General features: G+C 32.6%; 21 protein-coding genes. 19 read left to right on the forward strand and 2 right to left on the reverse strand.

Going from position 1 to position 19,269, the window contains the following annotated elements; translation table 11 throughout:
• The 13 genes from ACI32A_RS04835 to ACI32A_RS04895 all read left to right on the forward strand — a co-directional run.
• The coding region (locus ACI32A_RS04835; protein WP_439753902.1) for a helix-turn-helix domain-containing protein at positions 1-1,048 on the forward strand (1,048 nt) is incomplete at its 5' end.
• Positions 1,049-1,078: 30 nt separating this feature from the next.
• Complete coding sequence (locus ACI32A_RS04840; RefSeq protein WP_439753903.1) at positions 1,079-1,738, forward strand: DNA alkylation repair protein; 660 nt, start codon at positions 1,079-1,081, stop codon at positions 1,736-1,738.
• 1 nt (position 1,739) lies between these two features.
• Complete coding sequence (locus tag ACI32A_RS04845; protein WP_439753904.1) at positions 1,740-2,294, forward strand: flavin reductase family protein; 555 nt, start codon at positions 1,740-1,742, stop codon at positions 2,292-2,294.
• Complete coding sequence (locus ACI32A_RS04850) at positions 2,291-2,812, forward strand: phosphatase PAP2 family protein (protein WP_439753905.1); 522 nt, start codon at positions 2,291-2,293, stop codon at positions 2,810-2,812. Before ACI32A_RS04845 ends, ACI32A_RS04850 begins: the two co-directional genes overlap by 4 nt.
• Positions 2,813-2,868: 56 nt before the next feature.
• A complete protein-coding gene (locus ACI32A_RS04855; RefSeq protein WP_439753906.1) occupies positions 2,869-3,093 on the forward strand; it encodes a cation transporter in 225 nt (74 codons plus the stop codon).
• A 69-nt stretch (positions 3,094-3,162) separates the two neighbouring features.
• The gene (locus ACI32A_RS04860) at positions 3,163-5,007 is read left to right on the forward strand and encodes a heavy metal translocating P-type ATPase (protein ID WP_439753907.1); all 1,845 of its coding nucleotides are present in this window, start codon (positions 3,163-3,165) and stop codon (positions 5,005-5,007) included.
• Positions 5,008-5,018: 11 nt separating this feature from the next.
• Entirely contained in the window at positions 5,019-5,378 is a 360-nt protein-coding gene (locus tag ACI32A_RS04865) for an ArsR/SmtB family transcription factor (RefSeq protein WP_439753908.1), read from the forward strand.
• A gap of 51 nt (positions 5,379-5,429) precedes the next feature.
• Positions 5,430-5,807 (forward strand): hypothetical protein, encoded by a 378-nt coding sequence (locus ACI32A_RS04870; protein ID WP_439753909.1) that lies wholly within the window; start codon positions 5,430-5,432, stop codon positions 5,805-5,807.
• Positions 5,808-5,870: 63 nt separating this feature from the next.
• Entirely contained in the window at positions 5,871-6,812 is a 942-nt protein-coding gene (locus ACI32A_RS04875; RefSeq protein ID WP_439753910.1) for a helix-turn-helix domain-containing protein, read from the forward strand.
• Positions 6,813-6,823: 11 nt separating this feature from the next.
• Entirely contained in the window at positions 6,824-7,402 is a 579-nt protein-coding gene (gene pgsA / locus ACI32A_RS04880; RefSeq protein ID WP_439753911.1) for a CDP-diacylglycerol--glycerol-3-phosphate 3-phosphatidyltransferase, read from the forward strand.
• 1 nt (position 7,403) lies between these two features.
• Entirely contained in the window at positions 7,404-7,871 is a 468-nt protein-coding gene (locus ACI32A_RS04885; RefSeq protein WP_439753912.1) for a CinA family protein, read from the forward strand.
• 2 nt (positions 7,872-7,873) lie between these two features.
• Complete coding sequence (gene recA / locus ACI32A_RS04890) at positions 7,874-8,887, forward strand: recombinase RecA (RefSeq protein ID WP_439753913.1); 1,014 nt, start codon at positions 7,874-7,876, stop codon at positions 8,885-8,887.
• A gap of 73 nt (positions 8,888-8,960) precedes the next feature.
• Positions 8,961-10,406 carry a nicotinate phosphoribosyltransferase gene (locus tag ACI32A_RS04895; RefSeq protein WP_439753914.1) on the forward strand — a complete coding sequence of 482 codons (1,446 nt, stop codon included), beginning with the start codon at positions 8,961-8,963 and terminating at the stop codon, positions 10,404-10,406.
• 28 nt (positions 10,407-10,434) lie between these two features.
• On the opposite strand, the gene ACI32A_RS04900 is transcribed toward ACI32A_RS04895, so the two are convergent.
• On the reverse strand, positions 10,435-11,109 hold the full coding sequence (locus ACI32A_RS04900) for an alpha/beta hydrolase (protein WP_439753915.1): 675 nt from the start codon (positions 11,107-11,109) through the stop codon (positions 10,435-10,437).
• Positions 11,097-11,966, reverse strand: coding sequence for a class I SAM-dependent methyltransferase (locus ACI32A_RS04905; RefSeq protein WP_439753916.1), 870 nt, complete (start codon positions 11,964-11,966; stop codon positions 11,097-11,099). The genes ACI32A_RS04900 and ACI32A_RS04905 overlap by 13 nt, the downstream gene beginning before the upstream one ends.
• 73 nt (positions 11,967-12,039) lie before the next feature.
• Between ACI32A_RS04905 and ACI32A_RS04910 the strand changes: the two genes are divergently transcribed.
• The 6 genes from ACI32A_RS04910 to ACI32A_RS04935 all read left to right on the forward strand — a co-directional run bounded on the left by ACI32A_RS04910 (position 12,040) and on the right by ACI32A_RS04935 (position 19,201).
• Complete coding sequence (locus tag ACI32A_RS04910; RefSeq protein WP_439753917.1) at positions 12,040-13,209, forward strand: hypothetical protein; 1,170 nt, start codon at positions 12,040-12,042, stop codon at positions 13,207-13,209.
• A 2-nt stretch (positions 13,210-13,211) separates the two neighbouring features.
• Positions 13,212-15,335 carry an ATP-dependent helicase gene (locus tag ACI32A_RS04915; RefSeq protein WP_439753918.1) on the forward strand — a complete coding sequence of 708 codons (2,124 nt, stop codon included), beginning with the start codon at positions 13,212-13,214 and terminating at the stop codon, positions 15,333-15,335.
• Between the two features lie 29 nt (positions 15,336-15,364).
• Entirely contained in the window at positions 15,365-16,426 is a 1,062-nt protein-coding gene (locus ACI32A_RS04920; protein ID WP_439753919.1) for a CamS family sex pheromone protein, read from the forward strand.
• A gap of 39 nt (positions 16,427-16,465) precedes the next feature.
• Positions 16,466-17,071: a hypothetical protein gene (locus ACI32A_RS04925; protein WP_439753920.1), complete on the forward strand. Its 606-nt coding sequence runs from the start codon at positions 16,466-16,468 to the stop codon at positions 17,069-17,071.
• A gap of 134 nt (positions 17,072-17,205) precedes the next feature.
• Entirely contained in the window at positions 17,206-17,388 is a 183-nt protein-coding gene (locus ACI32A_RS04930; RefSeq protein ID WP_439753921.1) for a hypothetical protein, read from the forward strand.
• Entirely contained in the window at positions 17,366-19,201 is a 1,836-nt protein-coding gene (locus tag ACI32A_RS04935) for a leucine-rich repeat domain-containing protein (RefSeq protein WP_439753922.1), read from the forward strand. Before ACI32A_RS04930 ends, ACI32A_RS04935 begins: the two co-directional genes overlap by 23 nt.
• Positions 19,202-19,269: the final 68 nt, after the last annotated feature.

The raw sequence follows: 19,269 nt of genomic DNA on the forward strand, positions 1-19,269 counted from the left end.
TAAAAATTTAGAGGGTTGTGTATTTTTATCGAAATGCCGATTTTTGACACTACCAGACAGTTCAGGAGGAGAGTTTATGTTGTTAGCGGATAAAATCATAGAAGAAAGAAAAAAGAATGGATGGTCACAAGAAGATTTTGCGAATTTGCTGCATGTTTCTCGTCAAGCTGTATCAAAATGGGAAAGTGCACAATCTATTCCAGATATTAAACGCATAATCGAAATGGCCGATTTATTTGGTGTAAGTACGGATTATTTATTAAAAGAAGAAATGGAGTCTGTTCCATCTGTGCAAAACGAAGAAAATGGTATTTCTATTCGTAAAGTCACAATGGAACAAGCCAATGAATTTTTAAATATGCGTCAAATAAGTGCGAATAGGATTGCTCGAGGCGTAAGTTTATGTATCTTAAGTCCAGCTACATTGATTTTTTTGTCAGGAATTGATGGAAAAGAAAATGTTAGAATGGCTTTTGGTATGTTTGTTTTATTTGTAATGGTCGCCATAGCGGTTTATACCTTTATTTCAAATGGAATGAAAGAAGAACAATTTTCATATTTGGAAAAAGAATGCTTTGAAACGGAATATGGAGTAACAGGTTTAATAAAAGAAAAACAAAAAGCATTTGCACCTGTATTTACACAAAGCATTGCTCTTGGGGTTGTTTTGTGTATACTTTCAGCTCTTCCATTGATTGTGATATCTCTATTAGAATTTTCTGAATTCTTTATGACAAGTTGTGTAGCCATTATTTTGATTCTAGTATCCATTGATGTATATAGAATTGTGAAGGTATCTATGATCAAAGGTGGCTATGATATGCTTTTACAAGAAGGAGAATATTGTAAAGAAGAAAAAATTCGCAATAAAAAACTAGATTTATTTGATGGGGCTTACTGGTGCTTAATTGTAGCAATTTATCTGGCAACTAGTTTTTATTCCAATCGATGGGATCGAACATGGATTATCTGGCCAGTAGCCGGTGTTTTATTTGTAACAGTTCGTAGTATTGCACTTATATTTATGAAAGATGAAAACAAGCTTTAACTACAGGCTTGTTTTTTTTATAATGATAATATGGTAGATATTCAGGAATTATTAACTTATAAAGATGAAACCTATGCTTCTTTTCATGCTAAATTAGTACCTACTATTGATGCATCAACTATTATTGGTATACGAGTTCCTGTTTTGCGTAAATATGCATCTATGCATACAGACATAGGAAATTTCTTAGATCAATTACCGCATACATATTATGAAGAAAATATGTTACATGGTATTTATATTTCAAAAATTAAAGACTTGTCTTTGTGTTTAGAAAAAATCAATCAATTTCTTCCTTATGTTGATAACTGGGCAGTTTGTGATTCTATGAATCCTGTAGGATTTGGAAACAAGAAAGAAGATTTTTTTAAAATTCAAGAATGGATTTCGTCTAAGCATGTTTATACCATTCGCTTTGGCATTTTGATGTTGATGAAACATTATTGTCAAAAAGAATATTATTCTTTGGTTTATTCTATTCAAAGTGAAGAATATTACGTGAATATGATGATTGCCTGGTATTTTTGTACGGCTTTATTAAAAGACTTTGACAATGCGAAAAAAGTATTAGAAGATTCTGTTTTATCGATTTGGATTCACAATAAAACAATTCAAAAAGCCAGAGAAAGTCGTTTATTATCACAGTCACAAAAAGATTATATAAAGACATTGAAACGAAAGGAAAAATAATATGAACTGGAAAAATTTTAGCGCAAAGCCCTGGCTTCTTCCAATGCCTGTATGTATTATTGGTACATATGATGAAAAAGGAAATCCCAATGCGATGAATGCAGCCTGGGCAATGATTAGTGATACGCATGAAGTTACTATTTCACTGGCACATCATAAAACCACTGAAAATATATTACAAACAAAAGCTTTTACTATTGGATTTGCGACTGAAGAGTGCATTGTGGCATGTGATTATGTCGGCATTGTTTCACAAAATCAAGTACCGGATAAAATGGAAAGAACAAATTTTTCCATTCAAAAAAGTGAAAATGTAAATGCACCCATTCTTTTGGATTTGAAAATGAGTTTGGAATGTAAATTGAAATCCTATAAAGATGAAATTTTAACAGGTGAAATTGTCAATGTATGTGCTAGTGAAGATGTATTAACCAATGGAGAAATTGACATTTCAAAATTAAAACCACTTTTATTTGATCCTATTCATCATTTGTATTATTCTTTTGGAGATATCAAAGGAAAAGCTTTTTCAATTGGAGAGACTTTAAAGAAATGATTTCATTTGAATTATATATTTTAAATGCCATTCAACAAATACAGAATCCATTTTTAGATTCTATTATGGTTTTCTTTACAACACTGGGAAACAACGGAATGATTTGGATCACATTAACAATTTGTTTTCTTTTTTTTAAGAAAACACGCAAAATCGGAATTTTGCTGGGTATTGGTTTACTCTTAGATTTGATTCTATGCAATGGAATATTAAAACCTTTAATCCATCGATTAAGACCATTTACATACAATGACATCCATTTATTAATACCAAAGCCAAGAGATCCTTCTTTTCCATCTGGTCATACTGCTGCTTCCTTTGTTTGTGTAATGATTTTATTTTTGATGAATCAAAAAGGAAAATATCTGGTTTTATTGATTGCTCTTTTCATTGCATTTTCTCGATTATATTTATATGTTCATTTTCCTAGTGATGTATTAGCCGGCATGTTTCTTGGTTTATGCATTGGCTGGTTTGTGGTTTTCTTTTTCAAAAAAAGAATTGACGAAAAAAGGTAAGTTTTATATAATTGAATAAACAAACACATGAACAAGTATTCAATTATGGAGGGCTTATGAAAAAAACATATAAAATTGATGTAGATTGTGCGAATTGTGCTAATAAAATGGAATTGGCTGCCAAACAGACAAAGGGTGTAAAAAATGCAACTGTAAATTTTATGGCATTGAAAATGATTGTAGAATTTGAAGAAGGATTTACACCGGATGTGGTTATGCCAGAAGTTGAAAAGAATTGTAAAATTGTAGAAGATGATTGTGAAATTTTCTGGAAGAAATAAAGTACGGGTTCGTACTTTTTCCTTTCGTTTAAATATGAACAATTGTTCAAATGTTCAATAGGAGGATGTATGACAAAAAAACAAAAGAAAGTATTGCTTCGAATTATTGTTTCATTTCTTTTATGTGGCATTATTTCTTTTTTTAAATGCCCAACTATTCTTTATTTGATTCCATATATTGTCATTGGATATGATATTTTAAAAAAAGCATGGAAAGGTATTTTAAAGAAACAAGTCTTTGACGAAAACTTTTTAATGGCTGTTGCCACTATTGGCGCTTTGTTGCTTCAAGATTATTTAGAAGGGGTTGCGGTCATGTTGTTTTATCAAATTGGAGAATTGTTTCAAAGCTATGCGATTGGAAAGTCCAGAAGAAATATTGGAGCACTCATGGATATTCGTCCAGATTATGCGAATGTAGAAATAGATGGTATATGGCAAAAAGTAGATCCAGATGAAGTGGAAATAGGAACGATTATTCAAGTCAAGCCAGGGGAAAAAGTGCCAATTGATGGTATTGTGATTCAAGGGAATTCTACTTTGGATACATCGGCTTTAACAGGTGAAAGTGTTCCAAGAGATATTCATGAACAAGAAGAAGTGATTTCGGGTTGTATTAATTTAAGTGGTGTTTTATTGATTCAAACTACAAAAGAATTTATGGAAAGTACTGTTTCAAAGATTTTGGATTTAGTAGAAAATGCGAGTTCACGAAAATCAAAATCCGAAAATTTTATTTCAAAATTTGCTCGTTATTATACACCTGCTGTATGTTATGCTGCTTTATTTTTAGCAATTGTTCCACCTGTTATTTCTCTATTACTATCAATGAATCCAAGATGGAGTGACTGGATTTTTAGAGCCTTGACTTTTTTAGTCATTAGCTGTCCATGTGCTCTTGTCATCAGCATTCCATTAAGTTTCTTTGCCGGTATTGGCTGTGCCAGTCATGAAGGTGTATTGGTAAAGGGCTCGAATTATTTAGAAGCTTTGGCAAATGCAAAGATTGTAGTCTTTGATAAAACAGGAACTCTGACAAAAGGAACATTTGAAGTTATTGATGTTATAGAAGGTCAATATAAAAAAGAAGACATTTTAATGTATGCAGCCCATGCGGAATCGTTTTCCAGTCATCCTATTAGTCAGTCTTTGATTCGTGCTTATGGAAAAGAAATTGATTCTTCTTGTGTTAAAGATGTACAGGAAATCAGTGGTCATGGTATTGTATGTCAAATGAATGGGCATTCTGTTTTAGCAGGGAATATAAAATTGATGAATCAATATTGTATTGAAGTCCCTGTCATTTCAAAAAGTGCAACCATTGTTTATGTAGCCATTGATTCTGTTTATGCAGGTGCAATTTTAATTGCAGATGAAATCAAAGAAACATCAAAACAAGCTGTTTCAAATTTAAAGAAACTTGGAATTCAAAAAACAGTGATGTTGACTGGAGATCATGAAGGAGTTGGAAAAGAAGTAGCGGATGAATTGGGAATGGATTTGGTTTATACACAGCTTTTACCGGCTCAGAAAGTTGAAAAAGTTGAGGAATTGTTGAAGAATAAAAACAAAAAGGATCAACTTGTTTTTGTTGGTGATGGTATCAATGATGCACCAGTTTTAACAAGAGCTGATATCGGTATTGCCATGGGAGCTTTGGGAAGTGATGCGGCTATTGAAGCAGCGGATGTGGTTTTAATGGATGATGATCCATTAAAAATTGGAAAAGCCATTCAAGTGGCTCGTAAATGCATTCGTATTGTATATCAAAATATATATTTTGCCATTGGTATAAAAGTTTTGTGTCTTGTTTTAGGGGCACTTGGAATTGCCAATATGTGGATAGCAATTTTTGCGGATGTGGGTGTTATGGTCATTGCGGTATTAAATGCGATTCGAGCTCTTCGAATTTAGAAAGGATGAATATGTCAAAAAATGAAATTGATTGTTGTCAGGAACATCATGTACATGAAAATTTAGTGGATTTTGTCAATGAACATAGTCCCAAAGAAGATGTGATTTATGATTTAGCAGAATTGTTTAAGGTATTTGGGGATTCTACACGTTTGAGAATTTTAATTGTTTTATTTGAAGCCGAGGTATGTGTATGTGATATTGCACAGGCATTGAATATGACCCAATCCGCAATTAGTCATCAACTTCGTATTTTAAAACAAAATAAATTGGTAAAATCCAGAAGAGATGGAAAAACAGTTTATTATTCATTGGCTGATGATCATGTTTATAATATTATTGGACAGGGTTTGGAACATATTGTGGAATGAAAGCTCAGAAATGAGCTTTTTTCTGTGCTATAATAAAAGAAGGTGAAGACGATGATTTATGTATTTATGTTTTATATTCTTTGTTTAGTTACAAGATGTTTTGTTTTTCAGAAATTAAATATTGCTGCATGGAAAAGCATGATTCCATTTTATGGTTCTTATAGTCTTTTAAAAACTCTTCAGAAAACCAATATCTTTTATATCTATTCTGGATCGTTTTTTATATGTGTACTTTGCTGGTTTATGAAAATGGACTGGATAGGAGCTATTTTATTTATAGGATGTGGAATTGTTTTTGTGTGTTATTGGCTGACTATATGTTATTATGTGTGCAAAGCTTGTAAAAAGAATGTATTCTTTTACCTGCTTCTTGTGTTTTTACAACCATTGGCTTTTATTTTGATGGGTTGTAAGAAGGAAAAGGAATAAGATAATTTATCTATTTTTTTATAGTTTTTCTTGTTATAATAAACACGCTAAGGGGGTATTGGTGTGACGTATTATCAATTATTACGGCAAAGACGATTGAGTCTCAATTTAACAATCGAAGATGTCTGTTCACAAACTCGCCTGGACCCAAATTTTATTTTAGCCATAGAAGAACATAACTTAGATATTTTTGCGAATGATTATTCATTTGTTCGATATTTTATACATGCATATTGTGATGCCATTGGAGTGAATTGGGTTGTCGTGCAACAGGAAGTAGATCAGGACATCCATGCCTATGCACGTTCAAAAAATCATGCTATTACCCAGGCTCAAAAGAAAATTGCTTCTTCGATGCGTCCGGCAACAAGCAATAAAAAAAAGAAGAATAAGTCAGTTTTTAAATGGCTTTCATATAAGATTTCAGGGTCTTATCGGTTTAGTCGAATTATTATGATGGGAGCCATCGCTTTTGTATTTTTGATTGTTTTTAATATCTTTACGGATATAATGGCTTCTAGACAACAAGCGGAATATGAAAGACAGGTGCAAGAGGAGTTGGCACAAAAAGAAAAAGAAACCGAAGCACTTGCCAAACAATTTCAACAGGAAAAAGCTAAAAAAGCTATGAAAATTGATCTTGATGATCGAGATGAAAATATTTGGCGAATCTACAATCTTTCTGAAACGAAAGACATTCATTTTACAGTGGATTTACCTGAAGAAAGTACGGTTGCTATTTATGTGGACGATGCATTGGTTGCTGGTTCTGAAACGGTTTTATATAATGGTACATTTGAAGAAACAGTTTCGGTTTCACAGGATTGTACAATTATTCTGGAAATTGGAACCTATGCACAAAATAAAGTAACAGTAGAAAGTGAAGATATAGAATTTTGTGAAGATTACTGGTATTTAGATACACCAGCGGATTATACATTTGTTGTTGAATTTAATTCAGATTCAACAAAACAAGAAACAGAAGAAGAACTTGAAGAAGAATAGAGGTGGCTTCAATGAATTTACCAAATAAGTTGACATGCTTACGAATTTTACTGGTTCCTGTTGTTGTAATTATTTATTTATGTATCAGCCCTGATTTCTGTGTTTTTTCACAAACGACAGGATTGGCTTTACGCGATATATTGGCGTTTCTGGTTTTTGTTGGGGCATCGATTACGGATATGCTGGATGGACAAATTGCGCGACGGGAAAATTTGATTACTTCTTTTGGAAAATTTGCCGATCCCATTGCCGATAAAATGTTAGTGAATACTTTATTGATTTTAATGGTATATACACATCAAGCCAATGTTGTGGCAGTTTTATTAATGATTGCTCGTGATTTAGTGGTAGATGGACTTCGCATGATTGCCAGTCAACATGGTAAAGTGGTTAGTGCAGGGATGCCTGGAAAAGTAAAGACGGTATTGCAAATGATTGCGATTGCGGTTTTATTATTAAAAAACTGGCCGTTTGCGTTTTTTAATCTTCCATTGGGTTCCATTTTATTATGGTGTGCAACCATTGCTTCTTTATACAGTGGATGGATTTATTTTTATAAATTAAGAAAATATGTTTTAGAAAGTATGTAGTATGAAAGAAAAACTGGTTGAATTACTGACAAAAAAACAAGAAACCATTTCTTGTTGTGAATCATTAACGGCTGGGTTGGCAATGGCAACCATTGCTTCTGTTCCCGGGGCCAGTCAAGTTTTAAAAGGTGGATTTGTTACATATCAAAGTGCAATGAAACATATATTGGCTCATGTAGATCAAATGGTTATTGATACATATGGCGTGGTTTCAAAGCCATGTGCGTATCAAATGGCAAAAAATACATTAGCAATCACACAAAGTGATTATGCGCTTTCATTTACTGGAAATGCAGGACCACAGGCTATGGAAAATAAAAAAGCAGGTTTAGTCTATTGTGGGTTAGCATCGAAAAAAGGTGTCGAAGTGTATTCGTTTCAATTTGAGGGCATGAAACGAAATGACCTTCGTCAAAAAGTGGTAGATGAAATGATTGAAATCCTTGTGAATCAATTAGAAATGGAGTAAAAATGCAAGACAACAAAGATAAATTATTAGAAGATGTTTTAAAAGATATTGAAAAAGAATATGGAAAAGGGTCGGTCATGAAATTGGGAGATCGCCCCAATGTCGATATTGAACCCATTCCATCAGGTAGTCTTTTATTGGATCAGGCTTTAGGTGTAGGTGGATATCCAAAGGGACGTATTATTGAAATTTATGGACCTGAATCCAGTGGGAAAACTACTTTGGCTTTGCATGCCATTGCGGAAGTGCAAAAAAAGGGGGGGCGAGCAGCTTTCATAGATGCTGAAAATGCCATTGATCCTGTCTATGCCAAAAATTTAGGTGTTAATATTGATGAATTGATTTTGTCTCAACCTGACAGTGGAGAACAAGCCCTGAATATTTGTGAAATGCTGATTCGCTCAGGCGCTATTGATTTAATTGTTGTGGATTCAGTAGCTGCATTGGTTCCACAAGTGGAATTGGACGGAGAAATGGGGGATCTTCAAGTTGGGGCACAGGCACGTATGATGTCAAAGGCTATGCGTAAGTTGGCAGGTGCTATGAATCATCAAGAATGCACAGCTATTTTTATTAATCAGTTGCGTGAAAAAGTTGGAGTTTTCTATGGAAATCCAGAAACAACGCCTGGAGGACGTGCTCTGAAATTTTATGCATCGGTTCGTGTAGACATTCGCAAAGCTGATGTGATTAAAAATGGTTCCGAAATTGTGGGAAATAAAGTAAAAATCAAGGTTGTCAAGAATAAAGTGGCGCCTCCTTTCAAGCAAGCTGTTATCGAAATTATGTATGGTGAAGGAATTTCTTATTTATCGGAATTATTGGATATGTGTGTCAATGCCGGTATTGTAAAAAAAGCTGGTGCCTGGTTTAGCTATAATGGTGATAAAATTGGCCAAGGTAGAGAAGCTGCCAAGCTTTATATTAAGAGTAATCCGGATTTTCAAAAGGAACTGGAAGAAAAATATTATGAATATGTTCAAAATAATGGGCAGATTCAAATCGAAGAACAATGACAAGACACTTGTCTTGTTTTTTATTTTGATTTTTTAAAAATCAGAGTATAATTGACCATAAGGAGACAAGATTATGAGTGAAAAAAGAAATTTAACCCTTGTAATGGATTTTTACGAATTGACAATGAGTCAATGTTATTTCAATCAAGGAAAAGATAAACAAGTCGCATTCGATTTATTTTATCGAAGAAATCCAGATGATGGTGGATTCTGTGTTTTTGCCGGATTAGAACAAGCCATCGATTATGTTAAAAATTTGCATTTCAGTAAAGGAGACATTGATTATTTGCGTTCCACAAATACGTTTTCAGAAGAATTTCTTGAATATTTATCAACTGTTCGTTTTACCGGAGATATTGATGCCACTCCAGAAGGAACACCTGTGTTTCCTTATGAACCACTAGTTCGTGTCAAAGCCCCTATTATTGAAGCGCAATTAGTGGAAACAGCTCTTTTATTAACATTAAATCATCAGACATTGATTGCCACAAAGGCACGTCGAATTGTACAAGCCAGCGAAGGAAGAGCGGTTATGGAATTTGGAGCCCGTCGTGCTCATAACTTTGATGCAGCTATTTATGGTGCAAGAGCTGCTTATATTGCAGGTTGTGCTGGAACTGCAACTACATATGCAGGAAAAGAATATGGAATGCCTGCTTTAGGTACAATGGCACATTCTTTTGTGCAAAGCTTTCCAAGTGAATATGAAGCATTTTTATTTTATGCCAAGACATATCCAAATAGTTGTACTTTATTAATTGATACATATAGTACTTTAAAATCGGGTATTAAAAATGCTATTAAAGTGGCAAAAGAATATTTAGAACCAAATGGCTATCGATTAAAAGGTGTTCGAATTGATAGTGGTGATATTGCGTATTTATCTAAGAAATGTCGAAAAGAATTGGATGCCAATGGTATGCAGGATTGCAGTATTGTGATTTCTAATTCATTGGATGAATATGTGATTACGTCTTTGATTCAGCAACAAGGCGCAAAAATTGATTCCTTTGGAGTGGGAGAAAACTTAATCTGCTCAAAGAATAGTCCAGTTTTTGGTGGTGTTTATAAGATGGTTGCAGCTGAAGAAAATGGGGTTATGGTTCCAAAAATTAAAATTAGTGACAATGTGGAAAAAGTCACAAATCCGGGTATAAAAAATTTATATCGTATTTTGGACAAGGAAACGGGAAAAGCATTAGCGGATATCATGACTTTAGAAGATGAAGTACTGGATCCAGAAAAAGATTTAACGATTTATCATGCAATGTCAAAATGGAAAAATAAGACCATTGAAGCTGGCAGCTATGAATTACGTAATTTACTGGTTCCAATTTTCAAAAATGGACAATTGGTTTATGAGCTACCGACTTTAAAAGGTATTCGTGATTATTCGCAAAGAGAAATGGATACGTTATGGGATGAAATCAAACGTTTTACGTATCCACAGGAATATTATGTAGATTTAAGTGAAAAATTATTGGATCTTAAGTTACAGATGTTACAGGAATATAGATAAAGAAAATGGCGAAGAAAATTCTTCGCCATTAAATATTTCCTAAAATCATTTGTTCAATTAAAACAAATGCACTTTGTTCCATTCTTCCATCATATAAAAATCGATGAAATCCTCCTTCAATCACAAACATTCGCTTATATCCATTGACTTGTTTATAGGCATTTCTTGAACTTTCTACAGGAATCACTTCATCATCGCTTCCATGAAGAAAATAAACCGGACAATTTACGTGTTCAATAGAAGTTTTATAGTGACTTACAATTTCTGTAAAAGCTTTTGTTTGCGAAGAAGACATGGATGTACTTTCTTTTCCTTTGGACATATTTTTGAATAATTTTACGCCTTGAGCCGTAATTTTTGAAAAATCCAGGTATTGAAAAGCAGGCGCACAAAGAATCAGTTTTTTAACGGGATAAATTGATGCCAAATAAGAAGCAATGACACCACCCATACTAAATCCAAGAACAATTATTTCTTTTTTCTTTTGAAGTTGTTCTTGTAGTTTGTTTTCAGCTTTTTGAATCCAGATTCTATAATCTACATCTTCTGTATCTTTTAAATCATACATATCAAATTGAATGACTTCATAGTGTTTCTTTTTTAGATATTGTGCAATGGGATCAAATTCATGACTTAATTTTTTACCAAATCCATGTACCGTAAAAATTACAGGCTTCTTTTTAAATAATTTTATTTTGTCCATCGTCCAAAAATACCACATGGAAGTACATCATTTGAATGAGAAACTGGTAATAAGTTTTCTCCTACTTCCACTTGTCCTTTTCTTTCTTTTTGAATGGAATGCGCCAGTGTTTGTTGTAATGTCGAACAAGAAAAACCGGTTGTATAACAATTCACAATAAAAAATAAAGCATCGGGATCCAAAATTTGCTGGCAAGTCATAATCAATTCAAATAATTGATCTTCTAATTTCCATAATTCTCCGTTTGGTCCTCTTCCATAACTAGGTGGATCCATTATAATTCCATGATAAGTTCTTCCTCTTCTTTGTTCTCTTTTTACAAATTTCAAACAATCATCGACAATAAAACGGATTTTGTGGTCTTCTAAATGCGATAAAACCATATTTTCTTTTGCCCATTGTACCATTCCCTTAGACGCATCAACATGTACCACTTCACTAGCTCCGGCTTTTGCACATGCCATGGTTGCACCTCCAGTATATGCAAATAAATTTAAGATTCGAATTTGATCTAAGTTACTTTCCTGAATAACTTTGCTCATAAAGTCCCAGTTAGCGGCTTGTTCTGGAAATAATCCAGTGTGTTTAAATCCTGTGGGACTGATTTTAAAGCGTAAATCTTTATAGCCAATGGTCCAAAATTCTTTCAGTGGTTTTTTAAATTCCCATTGACCACCGCCTGATTTTGATCGATGATAAATGGCATCGGCTTTTTCCCATTTGGATTCATCTTCAATTGGCCAGATACAAACAGGATCGGGTCTTCTTAAAATAATTTGATTCCATCTTTCAAGTTTTTCTTTGTTTCCTGTATCGATGATTTCATAGTCTTTCCATTGATTGCTTACTTGATTCATGATTTGATTATATCGCATTGTTTAGAAATTAGCGAGTGTGATATAATATAAAAACTTGATTGGAGGTCTCAGTATGTTTGTTCAGTTATTTTGTCGCAATCGAAATGAAAAACAAAAAAATGAATTATATGAAGTATTGGGTTTATTGTGTCAAAGAGAAGCTATCCAAATTGAAGATAAAAACGATTATGTGGAAATACGGGTTTGTCCACAAGGAAATATTAAAGTAACAGAAGAAGGGAATAGTTTAATTTTAAGTGCAACAACTCGATTTGCGGGTCCCGGATTCCATGCTTTTGTAGTGGAATTTTTTATGGATATTCAAGAAGAAGTTCAAGGTGTCTATGAATTAAAAGATGATTTGTATTATGATGGAAATTTTGAATCTTTGGTTTCTATTTATGAAGATGAAATTGTGTATTTAAAGGACTTGTTGTTAAAGAATCAGGAAATGCAGGCACAAAATTATATGTATGAACATACGTTTTTCTTGCCATTATCAAATAAAAATACCATTTTAACGCCAATTTCTCGTTTGGATTTACAAGAGTTCAGGGATATGGATCCAAAAGATTTGTTGTCTTATTTTTATGTATGGAATCATTTTGATAAGGATGCTTTGTATTATAAAAATGTTGCATTGTATTATTTAGCCAATTATGGAGCGGGTAAATTTTCTTTGATGAATGAAGAATCAATTAAATATGCAAAAATGATTTGTGATTGTGTTGAAATTGCTTATGAAATGGATTCATTGATTTCTTTACCAATAAAAGAATATCAACAAATTTGTACTATACTACAAAGAAAATCAAAAATAGAACGTGGTATTCAAATGGAAGAAGAAGTTATGCAATATCGAATGAAAGAAGGATATCATTTATTTGATAATGTCAAAGTGGTTTGTCATGGAATGGCAGAAAGAAGTTATGATTATGTGAATCAGGCTTTGTGTTTAAGTGCACCTTTTGTAGAGGATACAAAGTGGCATTATTTGATTCAGGCAAGTAAACAAGATAATATTTGTACGAAAATTGAGGAATTAAATAAAGAAAAAGAAATTGTTTATCAAAATAAAAAAATACAAATTGTAACGTATCCAGAACAAAATTATTTTGTTGTAGAAGCTATTCTTTCACAACAAGAAAAATTATATTTTCATTGTGTGTGTGAATCTGAAAATTTGATTCCTTATTTAACACAATGCATTAAAGAAAGTGAATTTCAATTAGAAATGGAATAAATATGGAAATACTTAATCAATTAAATGACAAACAAAAAGATGCAGTCACAACCATGAATCAGCATGTACGAATTATTGCAGGAGCAGGTTCGGGTAAGACTCGTGTTTTAATGGCTCGTATTGCGTATTTAGTTAAAGAATGTGGCATCTGGCCCAATCGTATTTTAGCTATTACTTTTACAAATAAAGCTACCAATGAAATGAAAGAAAGGTTGCATGCAATTTTAAATGACGATGCCTATATGGTTCGTATTTCAACGATACATTCTCTGTGTGTTCGTATTTTACGAGAAGATGCACAATGCATTGACTATCCATCTTCGTTTACCATTTTAGATAGTGACGATCAAAAAGTTATTCTTCGTCCTTTTTATAAACAAATGGATATACAAGTCAAAGCTCTTCCTTTTTCTAAAGTTTTAAGCCATATTTCTGGATATAAAACAGGTGGAGTCGATCCTGAAATGGCTTTTTCTATGGCAATGGATGAAACACAGGAAGTGATTGCTTGTTTATATAAAAAATATGAGGTAAAGCGTAAAGAAATGCGTGCCATGGATTTTGATGATTTATTATTGGAAGCCCATCGTTTATTGAAAACTGATGAAACCGTTCGCTTAAAATGGCAAAGAAGACTGGATTATATTCATGTCGATGAATTTCAGGATGTGGACTATGTGCAATATGAAATTATTCGCTATTTAACAAGAAAAAATGCATTTCTATGTGTTGTAGGGGATCCAGATCAGACAATTTATACGTGGCGAGGAGCCAGTGTCGATATTATTATGCGCTTTGATAAAGATTTTCCTTCTTGTAAAACAGTGATTTTAAATCAGAATTATCGTTCGATTCAACCGATTCTAGATGCCAGTAATGAATTGATTCGATTTAATAAAAATCGAATTCAAAAAGATTTGTTTTCAACGATTGATGGAAATCAGAAAATTGTAATGAATCAAAGTCAGGATGATAGTGAAGAGCCTTTATATGTAGCTCGTCAAATTTTGGAATTAAAGAAACAAGGCTATGATTTTTCAGATATGGCAATTTTATATCGATCTAATTTTTCTTCTCGAGCTTTTGAACAAGTTTTACGAAAAACGGGAATTCCTTATCGCATTTACGGGGGCATTCGTTTCTATGAGAGACAAGAAATTAAAGATATGTTGTCGTATTTAAAATTGTGTACTAAACCCGATGAAAAAGATCCAGAACAAATGTCTTTGGATTTAGCAATTGTTCGTATCATCAATCGTCCTAGACGAAAAATTGGTGAAAAAACAATTGAGAAGTTGCAGCAACAGGCAATGAATCAAAATAAAAATTTATTAGAAGTGATGAAAGATGCACAAGATGTGTCTTCTACAATTCATAATAAATGTAAACAATTTGTAGAATTAATTGAATCTTTAAGAAGTCATAGAGAAGATTATTCTTTAGAAGATTTTTTCCAGTTTGTCTTAGAAGAAACGGGTTATTTGAAAATGCTGGAAGATGAAAATGAAGAAGATCGTATTGAAAACTTAAAGGAATTGAAACAAGATATTGCCATGAATCTGAAAGAAAATCCAGATTATTCTTTAGAAGAATATTTACAAGAAATTGCTTTGTTTACAGATAAAAGCCAGGAAGAAAAAATGAATTCCATTTCTTTGATGACTGTTCACGCCGCTAAGGGATTGGAGTTTAAAGCTGTTTTTATTGTGAATTTTAATGAAAGTGTTTTTCCAAGTGCTCGTTCTATACAAGAAGGTGGAAACCAGTCTTTAGAAGAAGAAAGACGCCTGTGCTATGTTGCCATGACACGTGCCAAAGAGTTTTTATGTATTTCATGGAATCGTGGTTATAGTTATATGTTGGAAACTTATAAAACACCGAGTCGATTTGTGTTAGAAATACCAAAACAATATACGAATTTAGATAAAGAAGAATCACCAAAAGAAGCGGTTTTAGAAAAACCAAAATCAAGAGTTCGTTATCGTAAAGGAGATATTGTTGAGCATAGTGTATATGGTCAAGGTGTGATTATTAAGGTAGAAGGAAATATTGCGACCATTGCGTTTGAAAGAAAATATGGCATAAAAAAATTAAATGCGTTGCATCCTTCTCTAAAAAAACGATAAAAAGTGTTATAATGCTTGCAGGAGTGTTTATGAAAAAAATTGGTTTATGTTTCATGTTGGTATTGGCTTTATGTGGCTGTTCCCTTTTTTCCAATACATCGACAGCTTTATATACAGGAGACTATGCGGCTTCTATGCCATTTCAAGACAGTGACACCCGTGTTAAACATGCGAGTTTGATTTCAGATTTAGATTGTCGTGTACAAATTGAAAGTGGTTTGATGGATTTATCCAAAACATATTTTGATCCTTCAAAAGTGACTTTTAAAACCCATACTTTTTTGGATTATGATGAATTAGATGCCACGGATGGTTCACGTGGATTATTGGGGACACTAAGAGATGACAATCCTATTGGTTTGAATCCAAGTTCAGATGAAGAATTTGATACGGGAAATGGGATTTCAACGGGGCCTGTTATTTTAGTGGATATTTATGAACTGGATTGGTATGCTGGAGATACTTTAAAAGGAATTTCTTTGTCTTTGGTGTTAAATGGATCTTTGTATTTGGATTCAAATACAGAAGTTCAAATTGAAAAGGAACAACTGAATTCATATTTTGATGTAACCGCTAATAAACTGGTTTCCTATATGAGAGAAAGATTTAATGAAATTACTTCAAGTATTCCTATCTATGTATGTGGCTATGTGTTAGATGATACATCAGATTTATATGGAGGCTATGCTCGTACTGGTTTCTTTAATGGAGGACAAGGAACATTTGATGATATAGACGAACAATGGGTATTAATTCCAAGTGCCAGCATTAATTCATTAGATGCATCGATGGCCAGTGAATTTGATGCGTATAAAAACTGTGTTATCGATGTATTAACAGATTATACGTTTGTGACTGCCAAAGCAAAATATGAGGGATCGGCTTGTAAAAAGGTATTGATTACCATTGAAGCACATGCTAAATCCACGGGAGAAATCTTGGCAATGGGGCAAACGGCTAAAGAAAATTTAAGTTTATTTACACAAATGGATTGTCGATATACGGTTACGATTAAAAATAATAATGAAACTTATATTGTGATTCAAAGGAAAGAGAATGAAACAGATTGTACTGTCATTTCTACTTTATAGTTTTCTTGTGTTATAATGAAATCGGAGGTTTGAAATTTTATGGCAAAACAAATGAAGAAAGTAAAAAAACCACAAAAGTTCAGTAATACAGTCAAAGAAAAAAAGCCAAAACAAGGTCATAAACTTGTATGGTTTACAATAATTATCATCGCCATTCCTTGTGCTATTGTAGCTTATGTTTTATTGACAAGTATTGGCGGTCAAAATAAACCAGTAACAGGAGATCGATTTGGAAAAGAAGATTTAAATCCAGAAATTAGTTCCAGCATGATTAAGGATATTGAGAGTCAGCTGGCTTCTATTGATGGAGTTGAAAATATAGAAGTGAATTTAAAGAGTGCTACGCTTCGTATTTCATTGGATATTGTAGATGATGCCAATAGTGAAAAAGCATCTTCAATTTGTGAAAGTGCTTATTCAATTGTCGATTCCATTTGTCCAATTTCCACTTATTTTACAAATACAGAAGATGGAAAAATGTATGATTTAGAAATTGCTTCTTTTACTTATATAGTAGATGATGCGCATCCAGTTGAAGGACAAGTCTATATCCAGTTAACAAAAACAGGAGCTGGAAGCAAAGTTATCGATAATATGAATGCAGCAAAAAATCAATCCATTGTCGATCAAATTAAACGATACTAAGAGCGAAAGCTCTTTTTTTTCTTGATAAGAAACAAAAAAAAGTTAAAACAAATATAAGTTTATTTTATAAAGAGATTGGAGAATATAATTATGAAGAAGAAATTATTAAGCATACTATGTGCTATATGTACAATATGCATGTTGGTACCATGACAATATCTGCAGAAACAGATGGAAATTTTACATATTTAATATCTGATAATCAAGTAACAATTACTGGATATATTGGTAGTGGTGGAAATGTTGTCATTCCATCACAAATAGAAGGTAGAACTGTTACAGCGATTGCACAAAATGCTTTTATGTTTTTGCAGTAATCTATCTAATGTAACAATCGAAAATGGAGTTGGATCCATTGGAAATGCTGCTTTTCAAAGTTGTACTTCTCTTACAAAAATAACAATTCCAGCTAGTGTTACTTTTATTGATAGTACTGCTTTTAATGGATGTACAAGTCTTACAAACATTCAAGTTGATGTTAATAATATAAATTATTCATCACAAGATGGTATATTGTTTAATAAGAATCAAACAGAATTGATTCGATATCCTCAAGGAAAAGCTGTAGCATCCTATACTATTCCTGATACTGTGACATCTATTGGGTATTGTGCTTTCTTTAGATGCGATAAACTTACAAATATAACGATTCCAAATAGTGTTACATCTATTGGGATTGTTGCTTTTGGTAGTTGTGCATTTACAAGTATCACAATACCAAATAGTGTTACAACGATTGGAGAATCTGCTTTCAAAGAATGTATTTATATGGAAAATATCACATTTGAAGCCAATTCACAGTTAACATCAATTGGTGTTAGTGCTTTTTACAATTGTAATGCTCTTAAGTCTATAGATATTCCATATGGTGTTACTTCGATTAGTGAAAATACTTTTCAGAATTGTTCAGGCCTTAAAAGTGTAACAATTCCTGAAAGTGTAACATCGATTGGAAACAACTCTTTTAATAAGTGTGACAGTCTTACAAGCATATATATTCCTTCTAATGTTGAATCAATTGGCATTTCTGCTTTTGCGGGTTGTGAGAAAATTACAAATATTGAATTTGGAGAGAATTCAAAACTGAAAACTATAGGAACTTATGCTTTTCTTGGATGTAAAATTACAAGCATAGACATCCCTGATGGTGTGACATTGATTGGACAACAAGCTTTCTCCTCAACTGATCTTACAAGCATAGTTATTCCTTATAGTGTAACTTCTATCGGTAAGTATGCTTTTAGTAATTGTCGAGCTCTTGATTGTATATTCCTGCCTGATAAAGAAGATTTATCTATTGGTATGGATGCAATTCCAAATAATACAACACGAGTAAAATATAGCCTAAATAACAATGAGGTTACTATTACTGAAATTAAATTAGGAAATGAAAAAACGAATGTTGCTATTCCAGATACAATTTGTGGATATGAAGTTGTTGAAGTTGCAAGTAATGAATGGTCAAAAGTTGGTAAACATACTCATAAAGGTAGTCAGGCAACTTGTATAGAAAAATCAAAATGTCGTATTTGTGGACAAGAATATGGTGAATTAAAAAATCATAATCTTAAACATTTTGATGCCAAAGAAGCAACAGTAGCAAAAGCAGGAAATATTGAATATTGGTATTGTATAGATTGTGAAAAGTATTTCTCAGATGAAAATGGAACCAAAGAAATTTCATTCGAAGATACCATTATTTCCAGACTGGCTCCAGAAATCATTGCTGGAAAAGGACAAAGTGTAACACAAGGAGAAAAGAAAGCATTGTCTTTTACTTCCAATGCTTCATATAATGAATTTAAATATGTAAAATTAGATGGAGAAACATTAGATTCAAAACATTATACAGTGAAAGAGGGAAGTATTATTGTTACACTGAATAAAGATTTTGTTTCTACTTTAAAAGCTGGTAAACATACAATTAGTATTGTTTCTGAAACTGGTGAAGCTACTACTGAATTTGAAGTGGTAAAGAAAGAAGTAGTAAAAGATAATTCTAAGAAAGAAAATTCCAATAAAACAAATACAGGATTGATTGGAAATGCAGGATTATGGATTTCTATGATGACTTCCAGTATCAATGCAATGTTGATTGGATTAATTTTACATAAAAAGAATAAAAAATAAATTCGAGTGAGTTCATTTGAACTTACTCATTTTTCTATTGCGCAATATATTGTGATTTTGTAAAATTA

Source organism: Floccifex sp. (assembly GCF_051873555.1).
GTDB lineage: Bacteria > Bacillota_I > Bacilli_A > Erysipelotrichales > Erysipelotrichaceae > Floccifex.

What these genes read in the sequence shown, in the direction of transcription:
- ACI32A_RS04840 (WP_439753903.1), top strand. Translation starts at nt 1,079, where the DNA reads ATGGTAGATATTCAGGAATTATTAACTTATAAAGATGAAACCTATGCT.
- ACI32A_RS04845 (WP_439753904.1), top strand. Translation starts at nt 1,740, where the DNA reads ATGAACTGGAAAAATTTTAGCGCAAAGCCCTGGCTTCTTCCAATGCCT.
- ACI32A_RS04850 (WP_439753905.1), top strand. Translation starts at nt 2,291, where the DNA reads ATGATTTCATTTGAATTATATATTTTAAATGCCATTCAACAAATACAG.
- ACI32A_RS04855 (WP_439753906.1), top strand. Translation starts at nt 2,869, where the DNA reads ATGAAAAAAACATATAAAATTGATGTAGATTGTGCGAATTGTGCTAAT.
- ACI32A_RS04860 (WP_439753907.1), top strand. Translation starts at nt 3,163, where the DNA reads ATGACAAAAAAACAAAAGAAAGTATTGCTTCGAATTATTGTTTCATTT.
- ACI32A_RS04865 (WP_439753908.1), top strand. Translation starts at nt 5,019, where the DNA reads ATGTCAAAAAATGAAATTGATTGTTGTCAGGAACATCATGTACATGAA.
- ACI32A_RS04870 (WP_439753909.1), top strand. Translation starts at nt 5,430, where the DNA reads ATGATTTATGTATTTATGTTTTATATTCTTTGTTTAGTTACAAGATGT.
- pgsA (WP_439753911.1), top strand. Translation starts at nt 6,824, where the DNA reads ATGAATTTACCAAATAAGTTGACATGCTTACGAATTTTACTGGTTCCT.
- ACI32A_RS04885 (WP_439753912.1), top strand. Translation starts at nt 7,404, where the DNA reads ATGAAAGAAAAACTGGTTGAATTACTGACAAAAAAACAAGAAACCATT.
- recA (WP_439753913.1), top strand. Translation starts at nt 7,874, where the DNA reads ATGCAAGACAACAAAGATAAATTATTAGAAGATGTTTTAAAAGATATT.
- ACI32A_RS04895 (WP_439753914.1), top strand. Translation starts at nt 8,961, where the DNA reads ATGAGTGAAAAAAGAAATTTAACCCTTGTAATGGATTTTTACGAATTG.
- ACI32A_RS04900 (WP_439753915.1), bottom strand. Translation starts at nt 11,109, where the DNA reads ATGGACAAAATAAAATTATTTAAAAAGAAGCCTGTAATTTTTACGGTA.
- ACI32A_RS04905 (WP_439753916.1), bottom strand. Translation starts at nt 11,966, where the DNA reads ATGAATCAAGTAAGCAATCAATGGAAAGACTATGAAATCATCGATACA.
- ACI32A_RS04910 (WP_439753917.1), top strand. Translation starts at nt 12,040, where the DNA reads ATGTTTGTTCAGTTATTTTGTCGCAATCGAAATGAAAAACAAAAAAAT.
- ACI32A_RS04915 (WP_439753918.1), top strand. Translation starts at nt 13,212, where the DNA reads ATGGAAATACTTAATCAATTAAATGACAAACAAAAAGATGCAGTCACA.
- ACI32A_RS04920 (WP_439753919.1), top strand. Translation starts at nt 15,365, where the DNA reads ATGAAAAAAATTGGTTTATGTTTCATGTTGGTATTGGCTTTATGTGGC.
- ACI32A_RS04925 (WP_439753920.1), top strand. Translation starts at nt 16,466, where the DNA reads ATGGCAAAACAAATGAAGAAAGTAAAAAAACCACAAAAGTTCAGTAAT.
- ACI32A_RS04930 (WP_439753921.1), top strand. Translation starts at nt 17,206, where the DNA reads ATGCATGTTGGTACCATGACAATATCTGCAGAAACAGATGGAAATTTT.
- ACI32A_RS04935 (WP_439753922.1), top strand. Translation starts at nt 17,366, where the DNA reads ATGCTTTTATGTTTTTGCAGTAATCTATCTAATGTAACAATCGAAAAT.